Origin of the sequence: Alicyclobacillus acidoterrestris (assembly GCF_022674245.1) — a bacterium.
GTDB lineage: Bacteria > Bacillota > Bacilli > Alicyclobacillales > Alicyclobacillaceae > Alicyclobacillus > Alicyclobacillus acidoterrestris.
Window position 1 is genome coordinate 1,831,694 of the sequence record NZ_CP080467.1, and the last position, 23,500, is coordinate 1,855,193.

The following is a 23,500-nucleotide window of genomic DNA, read 5'->3' on the forward strand; positions in this document are numbered from 1 at the left end:
CTACTTATTGTTGAAAAAGTAGTTGGCATTTCCGAGTGTGTACCCGGAAATGCCAACCTTTGATGCTTAGTATCCCTTTAAATTACCCAGTTCCCTTTGCGGAACAGCGGGATAATCGATCCGTCCGCTGTTTCACCGTCGATGTCGAGTTCAGCTGAACCTATCATGAAATCGACGTGGGTAATGCTGTCGTTTGCGCCGTTCGCGTATTGCTCCTCTTCGGACATATCTTTGCCGCCGACAAGGCACGTGGGGTAGGCTTTGCCAATGGCGATGTGGCACGATGCGTTTTCGTCAAACAAGGTGTTGTAGAATAACTGGTTTCGATTCGAGATGGGTGAGTCCACTGGAACCAGCGCAATCTCACCGAGGAAATGGGACCCCTCATCGGTCTCAATTAATTCCTTCAGCGTCTCGTAACCAGTTTTTGCTGTGTAGTCGATGATACGACCATGTTCAAACGTGAGCGCCAGTTCTTCGATGACAACGCCGCCATAGGCGAGAGGCATCGTGCTTTTGACAACGCCGTCGACCCCGTCGCGCTGAGGCAGTGTGAACACTTCTTCTGTCGGCAAATTGGCCACAAACCAGTCGTTCTGGGCGTTGACACTGCGAGCGGCTTGCCAGAAGTGGCGCTTGGGGAGAGCGACTTTGAGATCTGTGCCAGGGCCTTTGTAGTGCAGGCGCTGAAAGTGGTGATCATTCAGAAATTTTGCGCGCGCTTCGAGGCTATCGAGATGGGCGTTCCAGGCTGCGACAGGATCATCTTCGTTCATTCGCATGACATCGAAGATAGCGTCCCACATCTTTTGAACGGCTACCTCTTCTGAGTCGCCAGGGAACATTTTTGTCGCCCACTTTGCCGTAGGAATCGAGCACACCAGCCAACTTACACGGTCTTCCATGAAGTTTTGCATGAATTTTTTCATGGCGGCGCCGTGTGCTTTGGAATAGAGCGCAATTTTCTTTGGATCAACGTCGGCCAAAAGATCTGGATCTTCCGCAGCGATGGTTAGAAATGCGGTGTTGTTGTCACATTCTTCTTCGCCTTTTTGAACAACCCAATTGGGGATACGTTGCAGATTTTCCTCAGATTCTTGCTTTAGGCGGATTTGTTTGATGATTGGATCACTCCAATCAATGTTCACGGTGCTCGCACCTGCCGCGTATGCACGCGCGGTGAGAATCCGGACGAATTCAGCGGCCTCAATGGGGGTCCGAATGGTTAACGGTTGGCCCGGCTGAATGTTGAGGCCAATCCGAATGAGAACGTCTGCGTATTGTTCTAGCTGCTTGATGGTCGGCATGAAGGTACATCCTTTCTTCTGTGTGGTCATGACATCGGCTTTTATTGTACATGACATGCGCGGATATTTCCCTAAAGCAGGCCACCTGTCATGATATGATGGATAATTCATTGAAATTCAGCAGGCATCGGGTATCGCTGGAGGACTACAGGTTGGGGGAGAAGGCACCGGATTTTACACTCACAGACGTATTGGGCAATGAAGTGAATTTGTACGATGAACTGGCGAACGGACAATGCGAATAGCAGCTTGAATTTGAAGGGGCCGGTTTGCGGGAATTGGTGAAACGCCGCAAACCGGACTCATTTTGTGTGATTTTGGGTTAGAAACGGTGATTAGGCTCGTTGTACGTGTAAATAGGTGTGAATCGACGTATTGTTGGCTGTAATATACACGGGCCAGGTTCCAAGTGTCGTACTTGGACCAATTTTCCACGACCATGTAACGACGCCTGAACTCGGTGCCGTTTTGGCATCTAATCCTTTTGCGTGGCTGGAGCCGGACTTGTAGACCACTTCGATGGTGCAGTGTGCACCAGGACTGGTGTGAATGGTCACAGAGGCGTATTGATTGTGATGGACGTATAGATTTGATGAGACGATTTGAACGGTCGTTTTCTTTGTAGCGGTATGTACGGCAACGGGCGTTGTTTGGGCGCGTACCACTGTTGCCGGCAGTGCTGCAGACAGGCCTATGGTGGACACAAACAGCGCCGCCAGCCACGATGCAAAACGATTCTTTATTCTAAACATCAGATCACCCCACTGTTTCTCCATATAGGGATTCTCCGATACATTTTTATTTCCTTCTATGTGCTGAAATGGAAGTGTGTACGCTATCTTGATTTGGCGGGATTAAGACGGCTTGTTTCGGGCCCTTTACGATCCCGACGCTAGAAGTGACTTACGCAGGCGCTTGATATCACTGATGGGTGGCAAGCCGAACATGCGCGCGTATTCACGGCTGAATTGGGATGGACTGTCGTAGCCCACGCGAAAGGCGACTTCGGCTGCATCGGTTGCCTCTGTCAGCAAGATGCGGCGGGCTTCCTGGAGTCTCACTTGCTTTTGATATTGTAACGGGCTCATTGCCGTGACATCTTTAAAATAGCGGTGCAGTGACGAAGGGCTCATGTGGGCTAGTGTCGCTAGCTCCTCAACCCGCAGCGGTTGTGCGTAGTCCTGCTTGATTTTGTGAATGACTTGTGCAATCCGATACGAATGACTGCCAGTCATCGCGATTTGCTTTAAGGATTCCCCTTGGTCGCTATTCAAGATGCGATACAGAATTTCTCGCGTGATGAGTGGTGCAAGCACCGGGATGTCACCAGGGGTGTCCAGCAGGTTGACTAGTCGCATGGCGGCGTCCAATAAGCTGTGGCTCGCCTGACTCACATAGAGCCCTCTACGTGTATTTTCAGTCTTTCGCGGCGTTAAATTGGATTCTTTCATCACATCGAGCACCTGATGGGGGTCAATTTCCATCCGTATATACAGGTACGGCATTTCTGGGCTCGCTTCAATAACCTCGCCAGAGATAGGTAGGTCAACAGATACGACGAGGTAGTCGGACGGTCCGTACAGATAGCTTTCGTCAGCCAACATCGATACTTTTTTGCCCTGGACGACAATGCACAGCGCTGGTTCGTGCAGGGTGTAAATCGGCTCGGTGACTTGTGAACGCCGAATGAGGCGAAGTGATGGGATGGCTGTAACGTGAAATCCGTCGTGGGTACAAATTTGAGTGATAATCCTCGCCAATTTCTCTCGTGTTTGTTCCATCTCACGCATCTCTTCTTGTACTGAGTGTACTTGATTTGACCTGTTCCCCTCCTGATGAACACCTGTTTTCATGATAGTGTTTCTGTCTGCTTTACTCAATTGGTTTTGGAGGATTAGGCAATCATGTGCGAGGAATCGGATATCGGAATCCTTTGTTGCCAGTTCATAATACAGTTGTCGTCAATCGAAGAGACGCCATCTCATGTTGGAGGGGAGATTTCAGTGACACAGAATACTGACCAACACACACATCGCCGGGTCTGGTTGATTACGGGTGCATCGCGCGGTCTCGGGAACGCAATTGCCCAAGCCGCTTTGGATCTGGGAGATGCGGTTGTCGCCACCTCTAGAAATCCCGTTGCGACGGCGAATTCGCTAATCGGCCAAGCCAACCAGCTATTGTCTTTGGCCATGGATGTGACGGATAAACAGTAAATCGCATCCGCGGTGCAATCTGCTATCGCTCATTTTGGCCGTATCGATGTCTTGGTGAATAACGCAGGATACGGATTGATGGGGGCCGTTGAAGAGGTGAGTGACGAGGAGGCACGCGCGGTTTTTGACACGAATGTATTTGGTTTACTAGCGGTGACGCGTGCCGTTTTGCCGATACTGCGGGAACAGTGTTCTGGACATATCGTCAATATCTCGTCTGTAGCGGGCATTGCGGCAGGGGTCGGATCAGGCATTTACGCTGCGACGAAGTTCGCCGTCGAGGGGTTATCGGAAGCGCTGTCCGCAGAGGTAGCGCCGCTTGGTATTCACGTTTCTCTCGTCGAACCCGGTCAATTTCGTACGGATTTCTTGGCAGATTCGCTCAAGTTGGCAGAGAAGACGATCCCGGATTACGATGAAACCGCAGGACGGGTTTGTGCGTTAAAGGAGTGGAATGGCAAGCAGGCTGGACATCCGGGCAAAGCAGTGGCGGCCGACATTGAGAGCTGGCGCGACATTGCGCTGCATTCCGAATTTGACGCATAAACTGGTAACCAAGGTCAACAGCCCAGCAAGCAAAATCGGCGTGCTGGGCTGGAAGGTACGGTAGACGCCTGTCGCGTTTCACATCCAATCCCAGTCAACGAGTCTGCCCGTCCGTGCGAACTGCCATCTTGTCGATCCCGGCAAAATGCTGACCCCAATCTCCGCAGCCACGAATCCGACGACAGTCTGAACCTCTGTCACCTCAAGGCGAATGGTCGGGCTGACCCCTTCTTCGTGAAAGAGTGTCACGATGCTGTCGTATAGACCAGGCCATATCGATCGGTGCGAACCGTCAACGCTGGATGGGACGTCAGCGGGCGCAGCACCCCCACGTCGATGGTGCCGTTCAGTAACGCGTCAATTTGATCTGGCGTGGGCATCTCGTGCAGAACGAGATCGACATCAGGGTACTGGTCCTGGTACGCGCGAATGACGTTCGGCAACACATCGTATGTCGCGGAGCCAACGAACCCGAGAACCAGCCTGCCCATCTTGCCAAGTTGCGCCTTGCGCGCCATCTGTTCCGCCTGTTGAAGTAAGGCAAACATGCGCCGCACCTCGCTGAGATACACGCGCCCTGCGTCCGACAACTCGACATGGCGATTGGTCCGATAAAATAGGCGCACACCGAGCTCATCCTCGAGCTGGCGTATTTACTGGCTGAGGGGCGGCTGTGTCATCCCCAGTCGCGACGCGGCACGGCCAAAATGCAATTCTTCTGCCACCGCGATAAAGTACTCCAACTGCCGAAGTTCCACATTGGTTTCCCCTCTACAATTGATTCGTTTTACGACTCGATTACACGTTTTTTATATATTAGACGCACATCTTTTGGATGATCCTGCAAGTCGCGTGTTTGTTTGGACTCAGCGAGATCGGCACATGGATATCCAAGATGTTGCGCGCACCAATTCCAGGCAGTATTTGGGGATTCATCATCCTATTTCTGTTATTCGGCTCGCGCCTTCGAGATTGGACAGATGGAAGGTACCTGTGCGAGCTTGTCGATGGTGACTGCGGCATTCATCACGCTCGCGCCGGCCCCGGTATTGGTTCCATTGTTGCGCATGTGAATGGCCTGCAGCGCACGCGCAGCCACCGTAAAACAGCCCAGCCAGCAAAATGGGCGTGCTGGGCTGTATCGACGAGCGCACCAAACGGTGTGTAGAAGCGTATCGAAATCTCCACAGGACTCCAGGATGGCAAGGCCAGCGCGCCTTGGCAACATCTTAATAGCTGTCGGTGAAGCTAAATTCTCCGTTCACCTTGGTTACCTGAATATCAGGTATGGAGCTCCAATTGAGATAGGTGTTGCCGTCGTCGACAACCCCTTGTACGGTTTGCCCCTGAATGGAAAATTTACCGTTACCGAGATACTTGTATGGAATGCCCCACTTGGACAAGGCCGTCCATAGGAGATATGTCTCATCGTTGACTGCGATAGCAGAAAACGCCTGGCCATCCACTTCCACATTGACGCTAGGATAAGACGGAGCGGCGATTGCTTTTGCGGCTGTCTTTGCGACACTTAAGTACTTTTTGTACGATCCGTTCGTATACGTACTCCATGCCCGCCAATTCGTTCCATGGTCGCTGATTGAATACGCCATTTTCGCGTTATCACTTGGATCATAAAGGGCAGAGGGGTTTGCTGTATCGTGTATTTTGTTGATTTGCCACAGACCCAGACAGGTATTTGCCGGACTGGTCGCGGAAGTGTTGAATGAAGATTCGCTGCCGGCAATCGCGACGGCGGTGACCAAAGAATTACCTCGAAACCCTGCATCATAAGCGTAATGCGCCACTTGCGCCGGAGGTAGATAAGTCATCGGTTCGTCCTTTCGTGATAAAATGGGGAATTTTGATGATCCATGTCGAAATTTGAGCGGATGGCATCTGTCCAGCTATAGGTTCGTGCGAAATACATTCGTTTTGTGGGTATCCGCTAGGTCAGTTGTTAAAGTTCTTATTTTTTTCGACGTAATGCGGTAGTATAGCGGTAATCGCTTTCTTATACTGCACCACAAATGATGGCGCTTGCATTCATCGGAGAAGGGGATGAATCACGGCCGGCCAATGTCGTGTTTTTTAGGAGGATGTTCGATGTCGCACTATATGCTGGATTGGAATCAGTATCGCGCGTTGGCCCGTACTGCGATTGCAGAGGGGGCTGTTTTATTAAGAAATGAACATGACACGTTACCGATAAAGGCTGGCAGTACCGTATCTGTCTTTGGGCGAAATCAGTTTGCGTATTATAAAAGTGGAACTGGTTCAGGTGGAATGGTCAATGTCACGCATGTCACGACGCCATTAGACGCGTTGCAGCGCTGCGACGAGATTCGGTTGAATGGCGAATTGCTTCAAGTTTACGAAGCATGGTTAGAAGAAAACCCGTTTGATAAAGGAACTGGCTGGGCAGGAGAGCCGTGGTCACAAAAAGAGATGCCGGTCAGTGACGAGATCGTTTTACAAGCTGCTGCGAAGTCCGACTTGGCGCTCATTATGATCGGTCGAACAGCTGGGGAAGACAGGGATAATAGCGCAGATCCGGGTAGTTACTTGCTTACGGATACAGAGCGGGACATGCTTCACAAAGTTTGCAGGGCGTTTGAGAAGACGGTCGTCGTCTTGAATGTGGGAAACATCATCGATATGCAGTGGGTATCCGAATTTCATCCTAGTGCCGTCCTCTATGCATGGCAGGGTGGAATGGAAGGCGGGGAAGGGCTGGTAGACGTGCTGACTGGTAAAGTAGCGCCATCCGGCAAACTGGCGGACACGATTGCGCAATCGATTGATGATTACCCGTCCACCGCAAACTTTGGCTATGAGGACAAGGCTATCTATCAAGAAGACATCTATGTCGGCTATCGCTATTTTGAAACCTTCGCAAAAGATAAGGTACTCTATCCTTTTGGGTTTGGCCTATCCTATACCACGTTTCAAACAGAGGTCGCTCAAGCATCGGAATCAGATGGCCTCATTGAGATATCCTTCAAGGTTACAAATATTGGATCTGTCCCTGGTAAAGAAGTCGTTCAAATTTATGTAGAAAAGCCACAAGGACTGCTCGGGAATCCAGCTCGGAGTCTCATCGCCTTCGCGAAAACGAGCACCATTGAGGCCGGGGAAAGTGAAGTATTGACTTACTCCATTCCAGTCGGGGATTTGGCTTGCTATGACGATGGTGGTGTGACGGGCAATAAGTCCTGCTATGTTTTGGAATCCGGTACGTATCGCATTTATGCTGGAACCGATGTTCGATCCGCCACGCCTTGTTTTGAATACCAGGTCGACGCGCTGCGTGTGATTTCGCGTCTTAGCGAGAATATGGCGCCGGTCACTGCGTTCACCAGAATGAAACCGGTATCTTCCGAAACGGGCTATACAGTGACCTATGAAGAGGTTCCGTTGCGCACGGTGAACAGCGAAGCGCGGCGCCTTGCTGAGCGTCCGGAAAATCGGGAATATACAGGTGACAAGGGGTATACACTGGCCGATGTCTACCATCAAAAGGTGTCTCTTGATGCTTTCCTAGACCAACTGACAGATGATGATTTGGCCTGTATGGTTCGAGGGGAAGGGATGAATTCGCCAAAGGTCACACCAGGCACTGCGGGGGCTTTTGGCGGTGTATCAGACAGGTTGAATGCGTTCGGCATTCCGGCGGCCTGTTGCTCTGACGGCCCTTCGGGTATTCGCATGGACTGTGGGACGACGGCGTTTTCGATGCCGAATGGGACTTTGTTGGCTTGTACCTTCAATTTGGCGCTCATGGAAGATCTGTATGAAATGACAGGAATGGAATTGCGTAAGAACCGAATTGATACGCTGCTCGGTCCGGGGATGAATATCCATCGCAATCCACTAAACGGGCGCAACTTTGAATACTTCTCCGAAGACCCATTGCTTACAGGCAAAATGGCTGCGGCGCAGTTAAAAGGAATGCATCGTGTGGGTGTAACCGGAACGCTTAAGCACTTTTGCGCGAATAACCAAGAGTTTCACAGGCATGATCTCAATTCGATCGTCTCGGAGCGAGCGTTGCGGGAAATTTACCTCAAGGGATTTGAAATCGCGGTCAAAGAAGCTGGGGCGTATGCAATCATGACCACCTACGGGGCAGTCAATGGCGTGTGGACTGCGGGACTCTATGATCAAAATACGCGTATTCTCCGCGATGAGTGGGGATTTCAAGGTGTGGTCATGACGGATTGGTGGGCCAAAATCAATGATGAAGGTGGAGCGCCGTCCAGGAACAATACGGCCGCAATGATTCGTGCGCAAAACGACTTGTACATGGTCGTCGAGCAACCGGACGCCAATCCAATGGATGACAATACATCGTCTTCGCTTGCGGATGGGTCGTTAACAAGGGGAGAGTTATTGCGCTGCGCCGCAAACGTCTGCCGATTTATTATGCGCTCTCCAGTGATGGAACGTGCACTTGGCGTCAAGGAACGCTCTGTGGAAGTCGTCGGACTGGATGAAGTGAATGATGAGGAATTGGACTTTGATATGCCATATCAGCCCATTGTCGACGGTGGTCAGATAAGCCTTGAAAACATCGACACCTCGACAGGGAGTTCTCATGTATTCGCGGTGGCGCTTGAAGAACCCGGTAAGTACGAAGTGACCATCACAGCTCGCTCATCTGCTGGTGAGCTTGCACAAATGCCAGTGACCCTATTGCAAAATAACGTGCCATCGACGATATTTACGTTTAATGGAACGGACGGACAGTGGGTATCCCTGACAAGAGAAGTGTTCTTTTTCAACAAACACGCGTATTTGAAACTGTTTTTTGGGTTAAGTGGCTTGGAAATAAGGGATATCACATTCAAGCAATTGCAGCCGTTTCACATGAAGGATGCGTAATCGGTCGCTACTGCACAGCAGTCGATAAAACGACAAGGCCCCTCCGTAGTCGAGGGGCCTTGTCCATCAAGTGGATATTTCGTTGTGTATCGATTGCTGAACGACAACTTTATTTCCGGTTGGTTGACAGCGCAATGAGTGGTCTCAGCGCGATGCCGATGAAGCTGCCTACGATTGCGCAAAGCATCCAAATCCAGCCATGCAGGCTAAAGGAAGCAATGCCATCGGTGTAAGCGCCGATGTTACAGCCAAACGAAATACGAGCACCGTAACCCATGACGATGCCACCCAAGGTCACGCCGATGACCATGCGGGCCGGGAATCGGCGGAAATACGGACGTGGCATTTTACCTGCCATAGCGGCTGCAAGCAGTGCACCGAACATGACAGCCAGGTCCAAGATGGTCGTCGGGTCAGAAAGAACAGATGAATGTAATGCATGCGCGTTTGCTGGTGTCTGCCAGTATCCCCAACTCGTCACGGGCAGCCCGAACCAAGTTCCAATTTTTGCGCCCCACAGCGCGAACGCTGAAGTGACCCCCCAAGGTTTACCTGAGAGCAAGAGCACGACTGCATTTCCGAGCGCCAACACGATGGAACCAGCCAACAGAGACCATGGTCCGCGGAAAATGCCTTTTAATCCTGACTTACCGCCAGCGACGAACGACTCAATTTTGCCGTGCTTTCTGCGTTCGATGATAATGGTTGTCACGAATACAATCGCCATGAGGAGTACATTAAACAGGAATCCTCCGACGTTGCCGAACGTCGTCAAAAATGATACCGGCTGAAAGTGCGGCGTGGACTGCCACCATGCAAAGTTCCAACTGCCGAGAACGGAGCCGATGATAAAACCGATGATGGTCAAAATGCCGCGTACATCGCCGCCGCCGGTGTGATACAGCGTACCAGAAGCGCAGCCGTCAGCGACTTGCATACCGATTCCAAACAGGAATGCACCTGCTAAGAGCGAAAATCCGACAGGATAAACGTAGCCAGCTACGGGGTGACCGAAAGCATGTCCAACTAAGAGAATCGGTAAAAAGACAATATTTGCGATGAGAAACATGACCATCTGGGCACGTATCCCGACACCTCGGCCATTGGTGAGGAAGTTGCGCCAGGATGAGGTGAACCCATAGCGTGCGTGGTACAGGGTGATACCTAAAATCCCGCCCACCAGATAAAGCAGTGCCATGGTCCAGGACACTGCGAATCCTAAATATAGTGTGCCGACGACGAATAAAATGAGAGCAAAAGCTGTGAATCCACGATTGATTTTGGGACTACCGTTGTCAGATGTGGCACGCGTTTGCGTATCCAGGCTGACAAATTTATCGGAAACAGCCAATGAGGCTCCCCCTTTCATATGCATGATGTATATACCTTACAATAAATGAGTTGGTTATTCAAATAAAATAAATGGGATTACAAGGGATATCGTTTGGGAAATTAACATGGAGATATTTTGTCTGTCAACGGAATATTAAGGAATCTGAAAAATATATATCGGATCAGGAGACGTTAGGCCCCTGAAATAAAGGGGGAGACTAACATGAAAGACATCATGGTTGCCCTGAAAATCGCCGCATTGCTGCTTCAAATTGCATCCGGCATGTTCCGTCTGGTTGGCCAATGGAAGCGCAAGAAGCAAGAGCGGTCACGCGTGTAAGGTGGAGCTTACACAGTTTTTGACTTAGCGAATTCATGGGGGCCTACGCCTTCCTTTTCCTCATGAGTACTCTACGCACCAGCACTCTAAATGTATGCACCGAACATGACCCATATCCCACCGTCTAGGGAAATCGATGAACCCATCCTTTCTCTCCATTGCCTAGCCCAAGATAGCACCTCTTTGCAGTTTATTTTCCAGTGTAGGAATAAACGACGGCAAAGCGGAGAATTTATGGAAAGCTTAACTCATTATGGAGGGGTTTATCTGGCCTTTTCATGTTTTTGTTCACTGTCCATTATCTTGATCATCACTTTCGTTGTAACGAAGAAACACCTGCATTTGTTTGAAATTATGTTTATTTGGATGTGTGCCATGATTATCGATCACAATGTCATGACAGTCGTAACACTCAATCTGGGGATGTATCAATTCACCGATTCACCATCTGATTATTTGGCACTGACACTGGTTAGAATCGTCATTTTGCCCCTGCTGATTGTGTGGTACTTCGATATCACGTCCGTGAAAGCGTATCAAAAATGGATTTGGCTCCCCGCCGGCATTGCTGTGTTAATTGGTGTTGAGTATTTATCTGACGTGTTGGGGGTCTTTGAACGCACGCGGTGGAATCTTTGGTGGTCCGTCATTGAGTGGTTTGTCGTCTTTGTCGTGCTCAATTATGCCTGGCTTTGGTATCGCAATATGCTGCGAAGGGAGAGGGGATAATTGTTACCGCTGCCGCTTCGGTTTGATGGGAATGAATGGTTCATCATTTTGTGCACGATATTTGGTTTTTTATGTGTCTCACTTTTGCCGAAGAGATATCCTCGTGCGGTATGCACACTTGTCGTACTATTTGTCGTGTCAGTGGCTATCGTCTTAGATCACTCCATTATGACCCCGCCATTGGATATGTATGACATCAACGATTATAAGAAATATGAATTGATGGATGTCGTCACGTATTTCATGTATAGCCCATTTGCGCTGATTTCCGTCTACCTCTATGACAAGTTTAATCCGAAGGGGTTTGCGCTTGTCGGATACATCATTGGTTGGTCTGCGCTTGCGGAGTTTTTTGAGTGGCTGGCGACACTGTTTCACGTTTACACGTACACGACGTGGAAATTACCCTATTCATTTTCTGTGTATTTAGTCGCAACGACGCTTCAAATGGTCTTTTTCCGGTACACGATGAAATACTACGGTCGGCATAACCCAAAGTCCGAAACATCACCACAATAGTGCGATAGTGCCTATGCGTGCGCCCGAAGAATTCGACTTCGTCAGGTGCGACTTGTCGTATCCCGATATCGCTGTTCTAGCCAAGGGTCACCGTACAAATCGTAGCCGCGTTGTTCCCAGAACCCAAGCTTAGGCTCGGCCAGCAGTTCTATACCGCGAACCCACTTGGCACTTTTCCAAAAATATAGGTGTGGAACAATCAGTCGAACCGGGAAACCGTGATCACGCGATAGCACCTCGCCGTTGTGTTTGTACGCCAGCATGACACCTTCACGGAGTAAATCATCGACTCGTAAACTGGTCGTATAGCCGCCTTCCGCGTGTACCAACGCGTAATTGGCTTCCGGCGCCAAGGTGATAAGGCTCATGATTGTATGCAGTGCAACGCCTTCCCATTCATTATTTGTATGGGACCATGTGGTCACACAATGGGCGTCACTTGTCGAGGTATACTTCGGTAGCTCCATAAAGTCATTCCACGTCAGGCGCAATTCTTCACTTACCAATCCAAACAGACGAAAATCCCATGTATTCAGGTCAATGTCCGGTACAGGTCCAGAATGGATGACAGGGAATTTTGAGGTTTCCACCTGGCCTGGAGGTAACTTGTTCGTTTGTGGTTTGGACACGGAACACAACCTCCCTACAACATCATTCCCATCACTGCGCCGGATATTGCGTCGTTTCAAATGGCTCACAAGGGATATGAAACACGTAGTCCTCCTACTGTGCAAGTAGGAGGACTCACGAAGAACATACCAGTGATGCTACAGTCATAACATCACCATATCGGAAAGGTTATCGGAAAGCAACTTTTGTATTGAAACGCCTTGCTCGAGCGTGTGGTACATTGGTTCGGATGGTTGATTAGCGAGCCATTTTTGTTAAAACGGTTTGCTCTTCTTGAGGGATAATTTCAACATATCGCGTCGAGCCCTTTTTCACAATTCGAGTGATTCCACCGAGCGCTTCCTCTGCCTTGTGAACGCGACGTTCCAGTACCGGTACGCCCCCGAGAAGGGCTGTGGCGAGAATGACGAGTTTTGCAAAGACGATAAAATAGATCCAAATAGGTGCTTGCATGTGATCAAACCCCTTTATCTGTGAAGTAAAGCTCCTATTTCACAGTAAACCCGGGGCGGGTTGAAGGTAACTAGCCATCCGGGTAGGGTTTGTGTATAAGATGTGAGAACTCATTCGATTTCCAAACACGCAATTGAACGTCAAGGGAAAACTAGTTGTTGTCTGTGTCTAAGGATTTATATTTAACGGCCAATTCCACGCGATTCTTGACGTGTAACTTATCGAGAATGTTTTTGACATGGAATTTCACGGTGTTGTGTGAAATGTTGAGTCTCTCGGATATTTCCGGGTTGGTGGCGCCTGTTAATAAGCAACTGAGCACCTCTAATTCTCGAGGGGTAAACATTTTTGCGTTGACGGGTGACTCGTGCCCATGTTGAGTCGTTTCGGACGCCTCCTGGTCAGACACCAAGGGTGTTCCCCCAAGCAACTTCAGAATGGCTGCCGTGAGATGATTGATGACGAGATATGGACTCGGCGTGTGGGAATTGCTGTGTGTTGCGGGATCGACATCAACAATGACTTCCTTCTTTAGTGGTCCCATATCATCCTCCACATAAAATTGGAGAACGAGGCGAATTTTTTTGGCAGATTCTGTGTTTGGCATGGATGAATCCTCGTTCTGCATAACAACGCTCCATTCGTTTGACGGGTAATACATATTCTCATGATTTACTTCTGCATAGATAGCTAAAATCTTTGTGCGGCACAAGAAAAGAGAGTCAGCGAATTTTCGCGGACTCTCCTTGATGAATTGTTGATGGGTTCATTTTTAGGCGTCTTTCACTGTCCGCAACCTTTTGCTGCTCGCTTCCGCTTCAGCCGCTTTTTGAATATGCCGGCGGATGAAGAACGACCCAACTAGGGCCAGGACTGCAAAAATACAGCTTACGAGGAATGCTTGGTCGATGCCATGCACTGTGGCCTCTTTGTACGCTTGAGCCATTGCGGATGGTGTCGTCAATGGGTGTGCGGCGGACGACGCGAGATTTTGGTACTGGCTTTTGGTGCCTTGTGTCATCACCGTGACGAGTAAAGCCGTTCCAATGGCACCTGCCACCTGTTGAAGGGTGTTGCCCATCGCCGTGCCATGCGCGTGTAAACGACTTGGCAGCTGATTCAGCCCTGCAGTCATGACCGGCATCATCAGTAGGGACATCCCTGCCATCATGATGGCGAAGGTGATGATGAGTGTCGAGTAATGCGTCGTCGCGGTGAGTCTCGAAAAACGATACATGCTCCCCAATGTCAAAATAGATCCGACGATAGCGAGTGGGCGGGCCCCGATTTTATCGAACAACTTACCTGTAATCGGCGACAGAATGCCCATGATGGCTGCGCCAGGTAAGACCAACAGACCGGATCGGAGAGATGTGAATCCATGCACATTTTGCAAATACAGCGGGAACAGCAGCATCGATGAGAACATGGCCATCATGACCATGACATTGATAGCGGTCGTCAGGGAAAAGATGCCGTAACGAAACACCCGGACTTCCAACATAGGTTCCTGCATTCGAAGTTGTTGAATCGTAAACGCGGCAAGCGACAGTATTCCAATTGCGAGTGAAATGTAGACTCGTTCATTACTCCATCCCACGTTACCAGCTGTACTAAATCCGTACAGAATACCGCCGAAGCCCAGCGTTGAAAGAATGAGCGATGGAATGCGGATAGACGTCTTGCGCGTCTCCGTGAAGTTTCGAAGGTACAGGGCGGCGAATATGAGATCTAAAATTGCCACTGGCAATACGACAAAGAACAGAATGCGCCAAGAGTGGTGCTCGACTAACCATCCAGATAAGGTCGGGCCAATGGCTGGTGCGAACGTGATGACAAGGCCCATGATGCCCATTGCACCGCCGCGCTCGTGTGGTTCGTACATTGCGAGAACGGTTGTCATCAGCAAGGGTAGCATAATCGCTGCGCCACTAGCCTGCACGACACGACCGACGAGCAGAAGAGCCAAATCGGGTGACACGGCAGCAATCAGCGTTCCTGCCGAAAAGAGCCCCATGGCCGTCAGAAACAGGGTTCTGGTGCTAAATCGCTGAATCAAGAATGCACTTGCGGGAATCAAAACGCCATTGGTTAGCATGTAGCCCGTGGTTAGCCACTGCGCTGTCGTGGTCGAGATGTGCAATTCTCTCATGATGGATGGCAGCGCCACGTTTAATAACGTTTCATTCAAGATGGATACAAACGCCCCGGAAATCATGACAACCATGATTAGCGTTCGGTTCAGGTGCGGTGCACGCTGGTTTTGCATGTTGAAGGCATCCTCCTAGCTTGTGACGAACAACCTGTTCTGATTTTGTCTTTTTATAAACGTCTTATTGAATGTGGTTACGTTGGGTTTTTGTCTTTTCCATGAGGACGGGGGAATTTGCTGAAGCCATCTTCGCGTCTCCTCCTATAAGATACAGTAACATATGTTAGATTAACATTCGTTGCTGTATGTGTTAATCTAACATACAGGAGTGGCCGATTACAACGACTTCACAAAAACTTAAAGGTGATGCACGTGTTTGCGGAAATTTTGATTTTGGGTCAACTGTTGTCAGGTCCAAAGCACGGTTACGAAATCAAGAAGGATGTTCAAGAAACGCTTGGTGAGGCATTTGAGATCAATAATAACTTATTATATCCAGCTTTGCGGCGCTTTCTCGAGAGGGGTGTCATCTCCAAGCAAGTTGTGAAGTGTGAAGGGAAGCCCGACAAGAACGTGTATTGTTTGACCGATGCTGGGGAGCGAGCCTTTCAAGCGTTGATTTGTGAATTTCCTCGCAAATTTGCAGCGAGTGACAATGAATTTTTGGTGCGAGTAGCGTTTCTTGACAGGTTGGAGTATGAAGCACAGCAGGAAATTTTACAGAAGCGACAGGACGTCTTACACGAAAAACTGATGTACTATCGGGGCATCGAGTGCGTGGCACCAGAAATGCCTTTCGCAATGGAGGTCGTTCGTTTTCAAAGGGCCCGTGTCGAGCACGAGCTGGAATGGATTAACAGTTTGCAACACAAGACACGCGAGAGAAGAGAATGATAAAATTGTTGACTATCATGTTGACATGTGAGAATTTATATTTGGGATAAAGTTCTATGTTTGATGGTTGATCATGTTTTTGACTGAATCGTTACTTACCTAGCCTTACTGGTATGTGAGGTAGGGAGGGATGTGTCTACCGTTTGTAAGCGCTATCAAACGCAGCTGTCATATGTTTTTATAAATCACGGCACGAATTACGCTGCCAGGTTGAACGTTCGGGTAGATGATAGGGCATTCATTATGATAAATAACGTTTTGAGAAAGAAGGATGAACATGGCTGAACCCATCACCGTACATGCCATCATCAATGGAGAAAAGGTCAAAACGGAGAGGACATACGCGCGAGAAAACCCGTCGAATCCTAGTGAAATCGTGGGGTATGGCCCTGTGAATAGCCGGGAGGACGCAATCCGGGCCATTGAGGCAGCTTCCGAGGCGTTTGTCCTTTGGGCGCGTACTTCCGTCGATGAGCGGATTGAACGCATGCAGCGCGCCATTGACAGGTTGAAGGGATCTGCGGATGCACTGGTGCAACTACTTTCCCGCGAGCACGGCAAACCGCTGTATGACGCGGGTGGTGAGATGTTCGTTACGACGCTGTGGATGGAACACGCGTGTTCCATTGCAAAGGAAGTGTTACAGGATAAGGTCGAAATTCACGAGGCAGGAAAAACGATCATCACCCGTGATCCGGTTGGGGTGGTTTCGGCCATTTTCCCGTGGAACTATCCACTTGCCTTGTCCACGATTAAAATTGCGCCGGCTCTGTTGGCGGGAAACACCATTGTTTTAAAGCCGAGTCCATACGCACCGCTCGCGGTCAGTAAAGCCATTGAAATGATGGCCGAGGAGTTCCCACCGGGTGTCATCAATTTGGTTCATGGGGAATCCGATGTGGGGGTTGAATTGACTTCTCATCCACTCGTTGCAAAAGTTGCTTTTACCGGTGGCACTGAAACAGGCAAGCAGATTATGAAGACAGCTGCAGGTACGCTCAAAAATGTGACGCTGGAGTTAGGTGGCAACGATGCAGCGGTGATTCTTCCTGACTTTGATGTTCAAGATGAACGCGCAATGCGTCGTTTAGTCATTTCAAATTTCCTGACGTCGGGACAGATATGCATGATCGCAAAGCGGGTTTATGTCCATCGTTCCATATATGATCGATTCGTCGAGGCATATATCGCAGCGGCCAATCAGTGGATACGCGTGGGGGATCCGTTTCATCCGAATGTGACGATTGGCCCTGTCAACAATAAGCGCCAGTTGGAGTATGTGAAAAGTCTCGTCCAAGACGCAGAACAGCGAGGTGCAAAAGTCGTTCCGCTAGGCAGTATCGTCGATGCGAACGCATTTAATCAAGGATATTTTATGCAACCTTGCCTTGTGCTGAACGTCGATTATGATGCACCGATTGTCGTGGAGGAACAGTTTGGGCCAACAGTGCCTGTGTTGCCTTACGACGATGAAGAGCAGGCGATTTCACTGGTGAACAATAGTATTTATGGACTGACGAGTTCCGTTTGGGGGGAAGAGGCGCATGCGCTGCGCGTAGCACGACGAATCCAGGCAGGTACGACAATGATTAATACCGCGGCTATCCAGGGACTTGATATTCGCTTCCCGTTTGGTGGCGTGAAACAATCCGGTATTGGCCGTGAGTACGGCGCAGAAGGGTTAAGTGCCTATACGGAACTTCATGTGATCAACATTCCTACTGTAGGCGAGCTTCCCAATATCCCTGAGTGACAGTGTCTCGCGGGGGAGTGGAGGATACAAAGCAACCGAACTTGAAGATGACGAATCAAACGGCACGTCGCTATGGATGAATCGCCATGCGAATGGTCAAGTGGGTGCATGCAGGGAATAAAGTCTATGGAAAAGAGATGGTTCGAGATGAATGGGCCTTGCGGCCAGTACCCAGGCTTGAGATTTATGCGGGCCTTATCTTTGGCAACTTGGACGCCAACGCGATGCCTTTAGAATCATATCTAGGCGATTTAAAATGCTATCTCGACATTTTGGTAAACCGTACAGATGGTGGGCTAGAGGTGATTGGCGTTCCACAGCGTTGGGTCGTCCAAACCAACTGGAAAGTTACCGCAGAGAACTTTTGCGCGGATTCTTACCACGCTTTGACGGCGCATCGTTCAACCGTGGAAATGGGAATCAGTCCGGACTTTGTGTCGCAAGCCGGTTTTGGTTATCAAATTAAGCTACACCATGGGCACGGACTCAATTTAGTCCTCAATCCGCCTGGGATGGATAGCTTTAAATATCAAGGGCTGCCGGAACAGTTATGGCCATTGTTTCAGCGCAAGTTAAGCGCTGAGCAATTGAGTATCTTAGAGAATCTCCAAGTTCATGTCGGGAATTGTTTTTCGAATTTGTCGTGGGTGAGTATTCCGCAGAGTGTCGGTCATGAATCTGTGACTACATTTCTCAATTTGCGAGTTTGGCGGCCAATTGCGCCGGATCGAATCGAAATTTGCTCTTGGGTCCTGATTGACAAGGAAGCACCAGAGGAATACAAACACCAGGCAAACCGCGCATATATCATTTCTTTTGGACCGTCTGGAACGTTGGAGGAAGATGACTGCGAGATTTGGACGAGGATTACCGAATGTAGTAAAGCGTCCATGGCGCGCGACAAAGACCTCCGATACGACAATGTCCTCAATTATCTCATGGGTCTTGATAGGGTGCAGCCGGATGAAAACTTTCCGGGTCCCGGCGTTGCCTATCCTACATGGCTGTTAGACACGTCCATCCGGAACTTCTGGGAGGAGTGGCTCAGATTGTTGCAGGCGAATTGAGCTGTGGTACTGGATTCTGAGGCCATTCGGAATAGGAGGGCTTATTATGGGGCTGCGAAGAACACCTAGGGTGGATTGGGCGCTACTCAATGAGGTTACACATTTCTCTATTATGAGTCGTCTTTGTTGGATAGGAGACAGTACAAAGATTGGCTCACATTATTGACGGACGATGTGATTTATCGAGTCCCGCAACGCGCGAGCGGAAGAAGAGCAACGATACAATGATTGATGACACGGCGTTTTTTGAGGAAGATATTCATTCAATCAGGCTGCGAATAGAGCGTCGGGCTATGAAATCCGCTTGGGTGGAAGATCCGCCAGCGCGGAATCGGCACTTCATTTCAAACATGATGATTGAAGATGTGGCGCCAGGCGCACAGGAAGTGGATGTGCGGAGTAATTTCCTAATATTGCGCAACCGGGGACAAGAGCACGATGACTACAGAATATTCGGCGAACGAGTGGATAAATTGCGGCGAGTAGATGATGAATGGAAAATTTGCGCTCGTGTCATCTACCCGGACCAAGCTGTGCTGAGTATAATGAACCTCGATTTTATGTGATAGGTGTGGGAGGGGAGGCACCGCGAGATTATCTGCGGTGCCTTGCCACTTACCCTACGCGGACGGATCGGACAATGACCGTTTGACCGATTGCAAGGTTGATAATGCGCGTGCGCGTCACGCGGCGTGTGCCACTCTTGACGAAGACGGTGTTGTTGAAGCCTCGGTTGATAACCAGTGCTTCACCCACAGGCAGGCGAACTGTGATGGTATTCATTGTGGCATGCCCACGGGTAAAATTGCGGGTTTGTCCGGCGAGTAGTTGGACGGCAGTTACCATTGTAATCCCCCCTTTCTCAAGCATTAAATGCTTCTTCTGTGAAGCTTGTCTCCGCAGATAGCCAGCGGGGGATTTTTAGGAGTTATTCAGGCAGTCGCATGTAAGCGGCTGTCTGTTTTTGTGTGGATGGACATAGCGGGTGAGCCTCCGGGCGCGTTAACTGATACATTGGTTGGATTTGTAGTATGGTGGTATGTGTTGTGTGTCATGTTTGGGTGGGAGGTCGTCTACTTTGGTTCTTTGGCCGATGGTCACTGTTCAATTTTTTATGAGTGCGGCGCTTACGGTGATGTCGCCGTTTTTACCGTTGTACCTCGTGCAAATTGGCGTTCATCCGCTATCCCAAGTGGATATGTGGTCTGGCGTGCTGACGTCGGTCAATTTTCTCATGGCTGCGCTGATGTCACCCGTGTGGGGCGGTCTGTCGGATCGCGTGGGGCGTAAGGCGATGGTCCTGCGGTCGAGCGTGGCGATTTGCGTTTTTACTGCCCTGATGGGCTTATCGCACAATGTCTGGGAATTGTTGGTTCTTCGTGTGCTGATGGGGATGTTTAGCGGGTTTTCGGCGTCCGCCATCGCACTGGTGGCGACTCAGATAAACGAGGAGAAACTTGGTTTTGCGCTGGGGTGGTTGAGTTCGGGACAACTCATCGGAGGTCTAGTCGGTCCGCTTCTTGGTGGCTTGATGGCGGACTGGGTGGGTAATTATCGATTTGTGTTTTTCTGGACATCCGGTATCTCGCTGTTAGCGGTGCTGATTACGCTGGTGGTCGTACGCGAACGAAAGACCCGAGGCGCAGATGACAGTGGGCAAGTGAGGAAAAGACAGCCGATTTGGCGACAGTTGATGACGCTTCGCGAGATTCATTGGCTGTTTCCGATGTTTATGGTTCTATTGCTGGCGCAGTTTGCGGCTCGCGCCGTGCAACCGGTGGTCACGTTGTACGTGAAGGATATTGCGGGTAACGTGCAGTATCTGTCGACGCTTGCTGGTTTCGCATTCTCTGTGACAGGCATTGGCGATCTCATCGCATCCCCATTTCTCGGCAAACGCAGCGACAAAATTGGCTATAAGCGCGTGTTGCTGATTTCAATTTTGGGTGCAACGATATTTACGATTCCGCAGGCATTTACGCATTCCATTTGGGTATTTCTTGCGCTGCGCTTTGCTCTGGGCATGTTTATGGGAGGGATTTTACCAACGGCCAATGCGTTGGTTGGCCGTTTAGCGCCTTCCGAAGATAGGGGGAAAGTTTATGGACTCACGAGTAGCTGTACGTTTTTGGGGAGTTTTGCGGGTCCTCTCGTAGGTGGCTTGGTATCCGCGAGTTTTGGTATTCCAACGATGTTTTATATCACGGCCGCGCTCTTGCTCATCAACTGGATGTGGATTGCCAAGTTCGTGCGGGAACCGTCTGAGGAGTTTGCTCATCGCGGTTGATGTTGCGATGGCGGCCAAGAGATAGCGCGTTATTGTGCGGTGATTGGAACTTTCAGGAAAATCATATATCCACTGATGGCCATCACGGACAGGACGTAGGCCAACAGTGGTTTTTTTGTGTGCAGTTGCAGCATGGGAAACATGACGACGTCGAACACAAATGACCACCATAGGCTCCATTTATGTTGGTATGAAATTCTGTGCGTGACCGAGAGAATGACTTCTACACCCATGTAAATTGCGACCCATTTTCCGTAATACAGAATCCTCTTGGACCACTTCTGCGGGTATCTTGATAGAAAAACCAATACCGTCAGAGGCATCGAGACGACCGCATAGACGAGTACGACAAGCGTGCCGTTGAGCAGGATGTCTGGTCGGAACGTCCATAGCGAATAATCTTTGGTCAAAAATTCATAAATCATTTCTGCCGACAACATGTACAGCATGGTCGGCTGATACCGTTGCCAATGTCGCCAGTCCCCCCACTTCCAGGCAGAGAAAATGGACATTAGAGCAATGGCGATATGCATAGGAAGCCCCCGTTCAGCATTTGTTACAGCTATTATCATGATTGGCGCTAGCGGGTATGCACGCATTTTTCAACAGATAGGCAGATATCGAGGCTTGAGAGAATCGATGATGGATGGATTTGACCAGAAGACAGGCACGCTTGAGGTTTCACTGTGGTGTAGGGGCAGCACCTGCGGGAACTGCCCCTGTAGCCACATGTGCGTGTTCACCGCTGCCTCAGGCGGTTTTTCTTAAACTCCGAGCGAGTTCAAACAGCGCACGAATGACGATACAGACAGCTGCAAGATAATAGAAAATAAGGACGATGATGTGAGTCGGATCCACCTGTGTCAACAGGGAGATGATGATCAGCGGGAATACGCCGGTTAAGACCGGGCGCGTTACGGTGTCGCCGAGCCCACTGAGCGATGCACCTTTCCACAAGTTAGACACGATGTTCACGACCACGGTAAGACCGAGAACAATGAGGACGATTTGAAACGTCAACAGCATTGCCGCGTGTGCACTCAGAACGGATAACACTTGTGTCACCTCCTTCAGCACATTTTGTCTTACAGTAAACCGTATGCGGTGGAGATTGTGGCGACACGACGGATGCCTAATGCGTAAGTGTTATCGTGAGGTGCCTGCATTCGACCAAAAGATTGGAGAAAAACACGTTCTTCGACGTCATTGGACAGACTTCGACACGGTTCCTATGTTATTGTCGTCTAGCCTCATTTTTTAGTGGTAAGGGGATAACTTCGTGGTACAGATGACGACAAGAGAGATGATTGAAGCGTTGAGGGTCGAGATGATGATGGTGGCTGAAGAGAGAGGGAGTCTATTACATCCAGACGTCATCAGACTCAGTCAAAAGTTGGACGTCCTGATTGGAGAAGTGCAACAAGCCCGTTTTCAGGCCTATCGTGCGAAGCCGATGCGAAACAAGTGGCTAATTCGCCCATTGTGGGCTTCGTTTTACCGTTATAAATCCCGAGCAGCGAGACTCTCTCGTTACTACTTTTAAGGGCTGCAGGCCTTGGGGAAACACGCGTGCGTTACGATGGTGTACAATGTGGATCAACGCTACAGTAGGGTGTTGATCACGTGGATTGGATTTTACTTTTCGTTTGCTTGGCTGCGGTTTTGTTTTACCTCACTTTTGTCTTGCCGACCCAGTGGTTGAAAATTGAACGTGTTCGATTGCCGCTTCATGTGGGTTTAAAGATCATTCAAATTAGTGACCTTCACGTTGAGCGCAATCGAATTCGCCCAGAGAAAATTCGCCGCGTCATCGAAGCGGAGCGTCCGGATTTCTTGTGTTTGACAGGCGATTTTTTGGATAAGCCGACGTCGTTTGTGTTGTTGACGCCGTTTTTGAAAATGATTCAATCGACTGGTGTTCCTGCATACGCCGTGCTTGGCAACCACGATTACAAGCTGGAGCGCCCGGAGGAATTGATTCGTTTGCTAGAGGCGTTTGGCATCCGGGTCCTTGTGAATGAGGCAGAGGAGCTTCATGAGGTTTATCTCGTGGGTGTGGATGACTTCGATTCGCAGCATAGTGACGTTGACGCATCGTTCCAATTTGTCACGCCGAATAAACCGGTGATTGTGATGACCCATGATCCGACCATCACGCTGTTTATGGACAGGCGCTTTGACTACCTGTTTGCCGGCCATTTACATGGCAAACAGTTCAATTTGCCGTTCTTTTTCAAATTGAAGGATATGGGGCCACTGGCGAGATCGGGTGTTTATAAGGGATTGCACACCACGCCACACGGTATGTTGTACATCTCGAAAGGGGTGGGGCAGTCGGGTTATAATTTCCGTTTCCTTGTTCGCAGTGAAATTACAGTGCATGAATTGTAACGT

Annotated in this window: 25 protein-coding genes and 2 pseudogenes; 11 read left to right on the forward strand and 16 right to left on the reverse strand. The window is 49.7% G+C overall.

Going from position 1 to position 23,500, the window contains the following annotated elements; all coding sequences use genetic code 11:
* Window positions 1–77: 77 nt before the first annotated feature.
* The 3 genes from K1I37_RS08505 to K1I37_RS08520 all read right to left on the reverse strand — a co-directional run bounded on the left by K1I37_RS08505 (window position 78) and on the right by K1I37_RS08520 (window position 3,088).
* The gene (locus tag K1I37_RS08505) at window positions 78–1,307 is read right to left on the reverse strand and encodes an aminopeptidase (RefSeq protein ID WP_021298189.1); all 1,230 of its coding nucleotides are present in this window, start codon (window positions 1,305–1,307) and stop codon (window positions 78–80) included.
* Window positions 1,308–1,642: 335 nt separating this feature from the next.
* Window positions 1,643–2,059 carry a hypothetical protein gene (locus tag K1I37_RS08515; RefSeq protein ID WP_152498862.1) on the reverse strand — a complete coding sequence of 139 codons (417 nt, stop codon included), beginning with the start codon at window positions 2,057–2,059 and terminating at the stop codon, window positions 1,643–1,645.
* Window positions 2,060–2,185: 126 nt separating this feature from the next.
* Window positions 2,186–3,088, reverse strand: coding sequence for an AraC family transcriptional regulator (locus K1I37_RS08520; RefSeq protein WP_021298192.1), 903 nt, complete (start codon window positions 3,086–3,088; stop codon window positions 2,186–2,188).
* A gap of 123 nt (window positions 3,089–3,211) precedes the next feature.
* On the opposite strand from K1I37_RS08520, the pseudogene K1I37_RS08525 reads away from it, so the two are divergent.
* Window positions 3,212–4,069 (forward strand): annotated as a pseudogene (locus K1I37_RS08525) (SDR family NAD(P)-dependent oxidoreductase).
* 78 nt (window positions 4,070–4,147) lie between these two features.
* On the opposite strand, the gene K1I37_RS08530 reads toward K1I37_RS08525, so the two are convergent.
* The 5 genes and pseudogenes from K1I37_RS08530 to K1I37_RS08550 all read right to left on the reverse strand — a co-directional run bounded on the left by K1I37_RS08530 (window position 4,148) and on the right by K1I37_RS08550 (window position 5,898).
* Window positions 4,148–4,318, reverse strand: coding sequence for a LysR substrate-binding domain-containing protein (locus K1I37_RS08530; protein WP_021298195.1), 171 nt, complete (start codon window positions 4,316–4,318; stop codon window positions 4,148–4,150).
* Window positions 4,315–4,695, reverse strand: a complete 381-nt coding sequence (locus K1I37_RS08535) for a LysR family transcriptional regulator (protein ID WP_021298196.1) — start codon at window positions 4,693–4,695, stop codon at window positions 4,315–4,317. The genes K1I37_RS08530 and K1I37_RS08535 overlap by 4 nt, the downstream gene beginning before the upstream one ends.
* Window positions 4,696–4,701: 6 nt before the next feature.
* Window positions 4,702–4,827, reverse strand: a pseudogene (locus tag K1I37_RS08540) (LysR family transcriptional regulator); the annotation flags it as partial.
* 191 nt (window positions 4,828–5,018) lie between these two features.
* On the reverse strand, window positions 5,019–5,168 hold the full coding sequence (locus K1I37_RS08545) for a hypothetical protein (RefSeq protein WP_161624385.1): 150 nt from the start codon (window positions 5,166–5,168) through the stop codon (window positions 5,019–5,021).
* Between the two features lie 130 nt (window positions 5,169–5,298).
* Window positions 5,299–5,898: a transglycosylase SLT domain-containing protein gene (locus tag K1I37_RS08550; protein WP_081654249.1), complete on the reverse strand. Its 600-nt coding sequence runs from the start codon at window positions 5,896–5,898 to the stop codon at window positions 5,299–5,301.
* Between the two features lie 274 nt (window positions 5,899–6,172).
* Between K1I37_RS08550 and K1I37_RS08555 the strand changes: the two genes are divergently transcribed.
* Window positions 6,173–8,950, forward strand: a complete 2,778-nt coding sequence (locus tag K1I37_RS08555; protein ID WP_021298200.1) for a glycoside hydrolase family 3 protein — start codon at window positions 6,173–6,175, stop codon at window positions 8,948–8,950.
* Window positions 8,951–9,059: 109 nt separating this feature from the next.
* Here the strand turns inward: K1I37_RS08555 and K1I37_RS08560 are convergent, their stop codons facing one another.
* Window positions 9,060–10,301 carry a YeeE/YedE family protein gene (locus K1I37_RS08560; RefSeq protein ID WP_021298201.1) on the reverse strand — a complete coding sequence of 414 codons (1,242 nt, stop codon included), beginning with the start codon at window positions 10,299–10,301 and terminating at the stop codon, window positions 9,060–9,062.
* Between the two features lie 696 nt (window positions 10,302–10,997).
* Between K1I37_RS08560 and K1I37_RS08565 the strand changes: the two genes are divergently transcribed.
* Entirely contained in the window at window positions 10,998–11,351 is a 354-nt protein-coding gene (locus K1I37_RS08565; RefSeq protein WP_152498863.1) for a hypothetical protein, read from the forward strand.
* Complete coding sequence (locus K1I37_RS08570; protein WP_021298204.1) at window positions 11,352–11,870, forward strand: hypothetical protein; 519 nt, start codon at window positions 11,352–11,354, stop codon at window positions 11,868–11,870.
* Window positions 11,871–11,911: 41 nt separating this feature from the next.
* On the opposite strand, the gene K1I37_RS08575 is transcribed toward K1I37_RS08570, so the two are convergent.
* The 4 genes from K1I37_RS08575 to K1I37_RS08590 all read right to left on the reverse strand — a co-directional run bounded on the left by K1I37_RS08575 (window position 11,912) and on the right by K1I37_RS08590 (window position 15,222).
* The gene (locus K1I37_RS08575; protein ID WP_021298205.1) at window positions 11,912–12,499 is read right to left on the reverse strand and encodes a sulfite oxidase-like oxidoreductase; all 588 of its coding nucleotides are present in this window, start codon (window positions 12,497–12,499) and stop codon (window positions 11,912–11,914) included.
* Between the two features lie 238 nt (window positions 12,500–12,737).
* On the reverse strand, window positions 12,738–12,953 hold the full coding sequence (locus K1I37_RS08580) for a hypothetical protein (protein ID WP_021298206.1): 216 nt from the start codon (window positions 12,951–12,953) through the stop codon (window positions 12,738–12,740).
* A gap of 151 nt (window positions 12,954–13,104) precedes the next feature.
* Complete coding sequence (locus K1I37_RS08585; RefSeq protein WP_021298207.1) at window positions 13,105–13,560, reverse strand: response regulator transcription factor; 456 nt, start codon at window positions 13,558–13,560, stop codon at window positions 13,105–13,107.
* Between the two features lie 165 nt (window positions 13,561–13,725).
* Window positions 13,726–15,222, reverse strand: coding sequence for a DHA2 family efflux MFS transporter permease subunit (locus K1I37_RS08590; RefSeq protein ID WP_021298208.1), 1,497 nt, complete (start codon window positions 15,220–15,222; stop codon window positions 13,726–13,728).
* 255 nt (window positions 15,223–15,477) lie between these two features.
* Between K1I37_RS08590 and K1I37_RS08595 the strand changes: the two genes are divergently transcribed.
* From K1I37_RS08595 to K1I37_RS08610, 4 genes are all read left to right on the forward strand, one after another.
* On the forward strand, window positions 15,478–15,999 hold the full coding sequence (locus K1I37_RS08595) for a PadR family transcriptional regulator (protein WP_031219200.1): 522 nt from the start codon (window positions 15,478–15,480) through the stop codon (window positions 15,997–15,999).
* A 277-nt stretch (window positions 16,000–16,276) separates the two neighbouring features.
* Entirely contained in the window at window positions 16,277–17,752 is a 1,476-nt protein-coding gene (locus K1I37_RS08600) for an aldehyde dehydrogenase family protein (protein ID WP_021298210.1), read from the forward strand.
* Between the two features lie 86 nt (window positions 17,753–17,838).
* Window positions 17,839–18,819, forward strand: coding sequence for an SRPBCC family protein (locus K1I37_RS08605; protein ID WP_021298211.1), 981 nt, complete (start codon window positions 17,839–17,841; stop codon window positions 18,817–18,819).
* Window positions 18,820–18,968: 149 nt separating this feature from the next.
* Window positions 18,969–19,385, forward strand: coding sequence for an aromatic-ring-hydroxylating dioxygenase subunit beta (locus tag K1I37_RS08610; protein WP_021298212.1), 417 nt, complete (start codon window positions 18,969–18,971; stop codon window positions 19,383–19,385).
* A gap of 49 nt (window positions 19,386–19,434) precedes the next feature.
* Here the strand turns inward: K1I37_RS08610 and K1I37_RS08615 are convergent, their stop codons facing one another.
* Window positions 19,435–19,665: a hypothetical protein gene (locus K1I37_RS08615; RefSeq protein WP_021298213.1), complete on the reverse strand. Its 231-nt coding sequence runs from the start codon at window positions 19,663–19,665 to the stop codon at window positions 19,435–19,437.
* A gap of 232 nt (window positions 19,666–19,897) precedes the next feature.
* Between K1I37_RS08615 and K1I37_RS08620 the strand changes: the two genes are divergently transcribed.
* Entirely contained in the window at window positions 19,898–21,106 is a 1,209-nt protein-coding gene (locus K1I37_RS08620; RefSeq protein WP_021298214.1) for an MFS transporter, read from the forward strand.
* A 29-nt stretch (window positions 21,107–21,135) separates the two neighbouring features.
* Here the strand turns inward: K1I37_RS08620 and K1I37_RS08625 are convergent, their stop codons facing one another.
* Window positions 21,136–21,639 (reverse strand): CBO0543 family protein, encoded by a 504-nt coding sequence (locus K1I37_RS08625; RefSeq protein ID WP_021298215.1) that lies wholly within the window; start codon window positions 21,637–21,639, stop codon window positions 21,136–21,138.
* Window positions 21,640–21,856: 217 nt separating this feature from the next.
* A complete protein-coding gene (locus K1I37_RS08630) occupies window positions 21,857–22,162 on the reverse strand; it encodes a hypothetical protein (protein WP_021298216.1) in 306 nt (101 codons plus the stop codon).
* A gap of 232 nt (window positions 22,163–22,394) precedes the next feature.
* Here K1I37_RS08630 and K1I37_RS08635 point away from each other — a divergent pair, with 232 nt between their 5' ends.
* Both K1I37_RS08635 and K1I37_RS08640 read left to right on the forward strand, forming a co-directional pair.
* Window positions 22,395–22,649 carry an aspartyl-phosphate phosphatase Spo0E family protein gene (locus K1I37_RS08635; RefSeq protein ID WP_152498865.1) on the forward strand — a complete coding sequence of 85 codons (255 nt, stop codon included), beginning with the start codon at window positions 22,395–22,397 and terminating at the stop codon, window positions 22,647–22,649.
* An 80-nt stretch (window positions 22,650–22,729) separates the two neighbouring features.
* A complete protein-coding gene (locus K1I37_RS08640; protein ID WP_021298218.1) occupies window positions 22,730–23,497 on the forward strand; it encodes a metallophosphoesterase in 768 nt (255 codons plus the stop codon).
* The last annotated feature ends 3 nt before the right edge of the window (window positions 23,498–23,500 follow it).

What these genes read in the sequence shown, in the direction of transcription:
- K1I37_RS08505 (WP_021298189.1), bottom strand. Translation starts at nt 1,307, where the DNA reads ATGCCGACCATCAAGCAGCTAGAACAATACGCAGACGTTCTCATTCGG.
- K1I37_RS08515 (WP_152498862.1), bottom strand. Translation starts at nt 2,059, where the DNA reads ATGTTTAGAATAAAGAATCGTTTTGCATCGTGGCTGGCGGCGCTGTTT.
- K1I37_RS08520 (WP_021298192.1), bottom strand. Translation starts at nt 3,088, where the DNA reads ATGGAACAAACACGAGAGAAATTGGCGAGGATTATCACTCAAATTTGT.
- K1I37_RS08550 (WP_081654249.1), bottom strand. Translation starts at nt 5,898, where the DNA reads ATGACTTATCTACCTCCGGCGCAAGTGGCGCATTACGCTTATGATGCA.
- K1I37_RS08555 (WP_021298200.1), top strand. Translation starts at nt 6,173, where the DNA reads ATGTCGCACTATATGCTGGATTGGAATCAGTATCGCGCGTTGGCCCGT.
- K1I37_RS08565 (WP_152498863.1), top strand. Translation starts at nt 10,998, where the DNA reads ATGATTATCGATCACAATGTCATGACAGTCGTAACACTCAATCTGGGG.
- K1I37_RS08580 (WP_021298206.1), bottom strand. Translation starts at nt 12,953, where the DNA reads ATGCAAGCACCTATTTGGATCTATTTTATCGTCTTTGCAAAACTCGTC.
- K1I37_RS08585 (WP_021298207.1), bottom strand. Translation starts at nt 13,560, where the DNA reads ATGCCAAACACAGAATCTGCCAAAAAAATTCGCCTCGTTCTCCAATTT.
- K1I37_RS08590 (WP_021298208.1), bottom strand. Translation starts at nt 15,222, where the DNA reads ATGCAAAACCAGCGTGCACCGCACCTGAACCGAACGCTAATCATGGTT.
- K1I37_RS08600 (WP_021298210.1), top strand. Translation starts at nt 16,277, where the DNA reads ATGGCTGAACCCATCACCGTACATGCCATCATCAATGGAGAAAAGGTC.
- K1I37_RS08605 (WP_021298211.1), top strand. Translation starts at nt 17,839, where the DNA reads ATGCGAATGGTCAAGTGGGTGCATGCAGGGAATAAAGTCTATGGAAAA.
- K1I37_RS08615 (WP_021298213.1), bottom strand. Translation starts at nt 19,665, where the DNA reads ATGGTAACTGCCGTCCAACTACTCGCCGGACAAACCCGCAATTTTACC.
- K1I37_RS08625 (WP_021298215.1), bottom strand. Translation starts at nt 21,639, where the DNA reads ATGCATATCGCCATTGCTCTAATGTCCATTTTCTCTGCCTGGAAGTGG.
- K1I37_RS08635 (WP_152498865.1), top strand. Translation starts at nt 22,395, where the DNA reads ATGACGACAAGAGAGATGATTGAAGCGTTGAGGGTCGAGATGATGATG.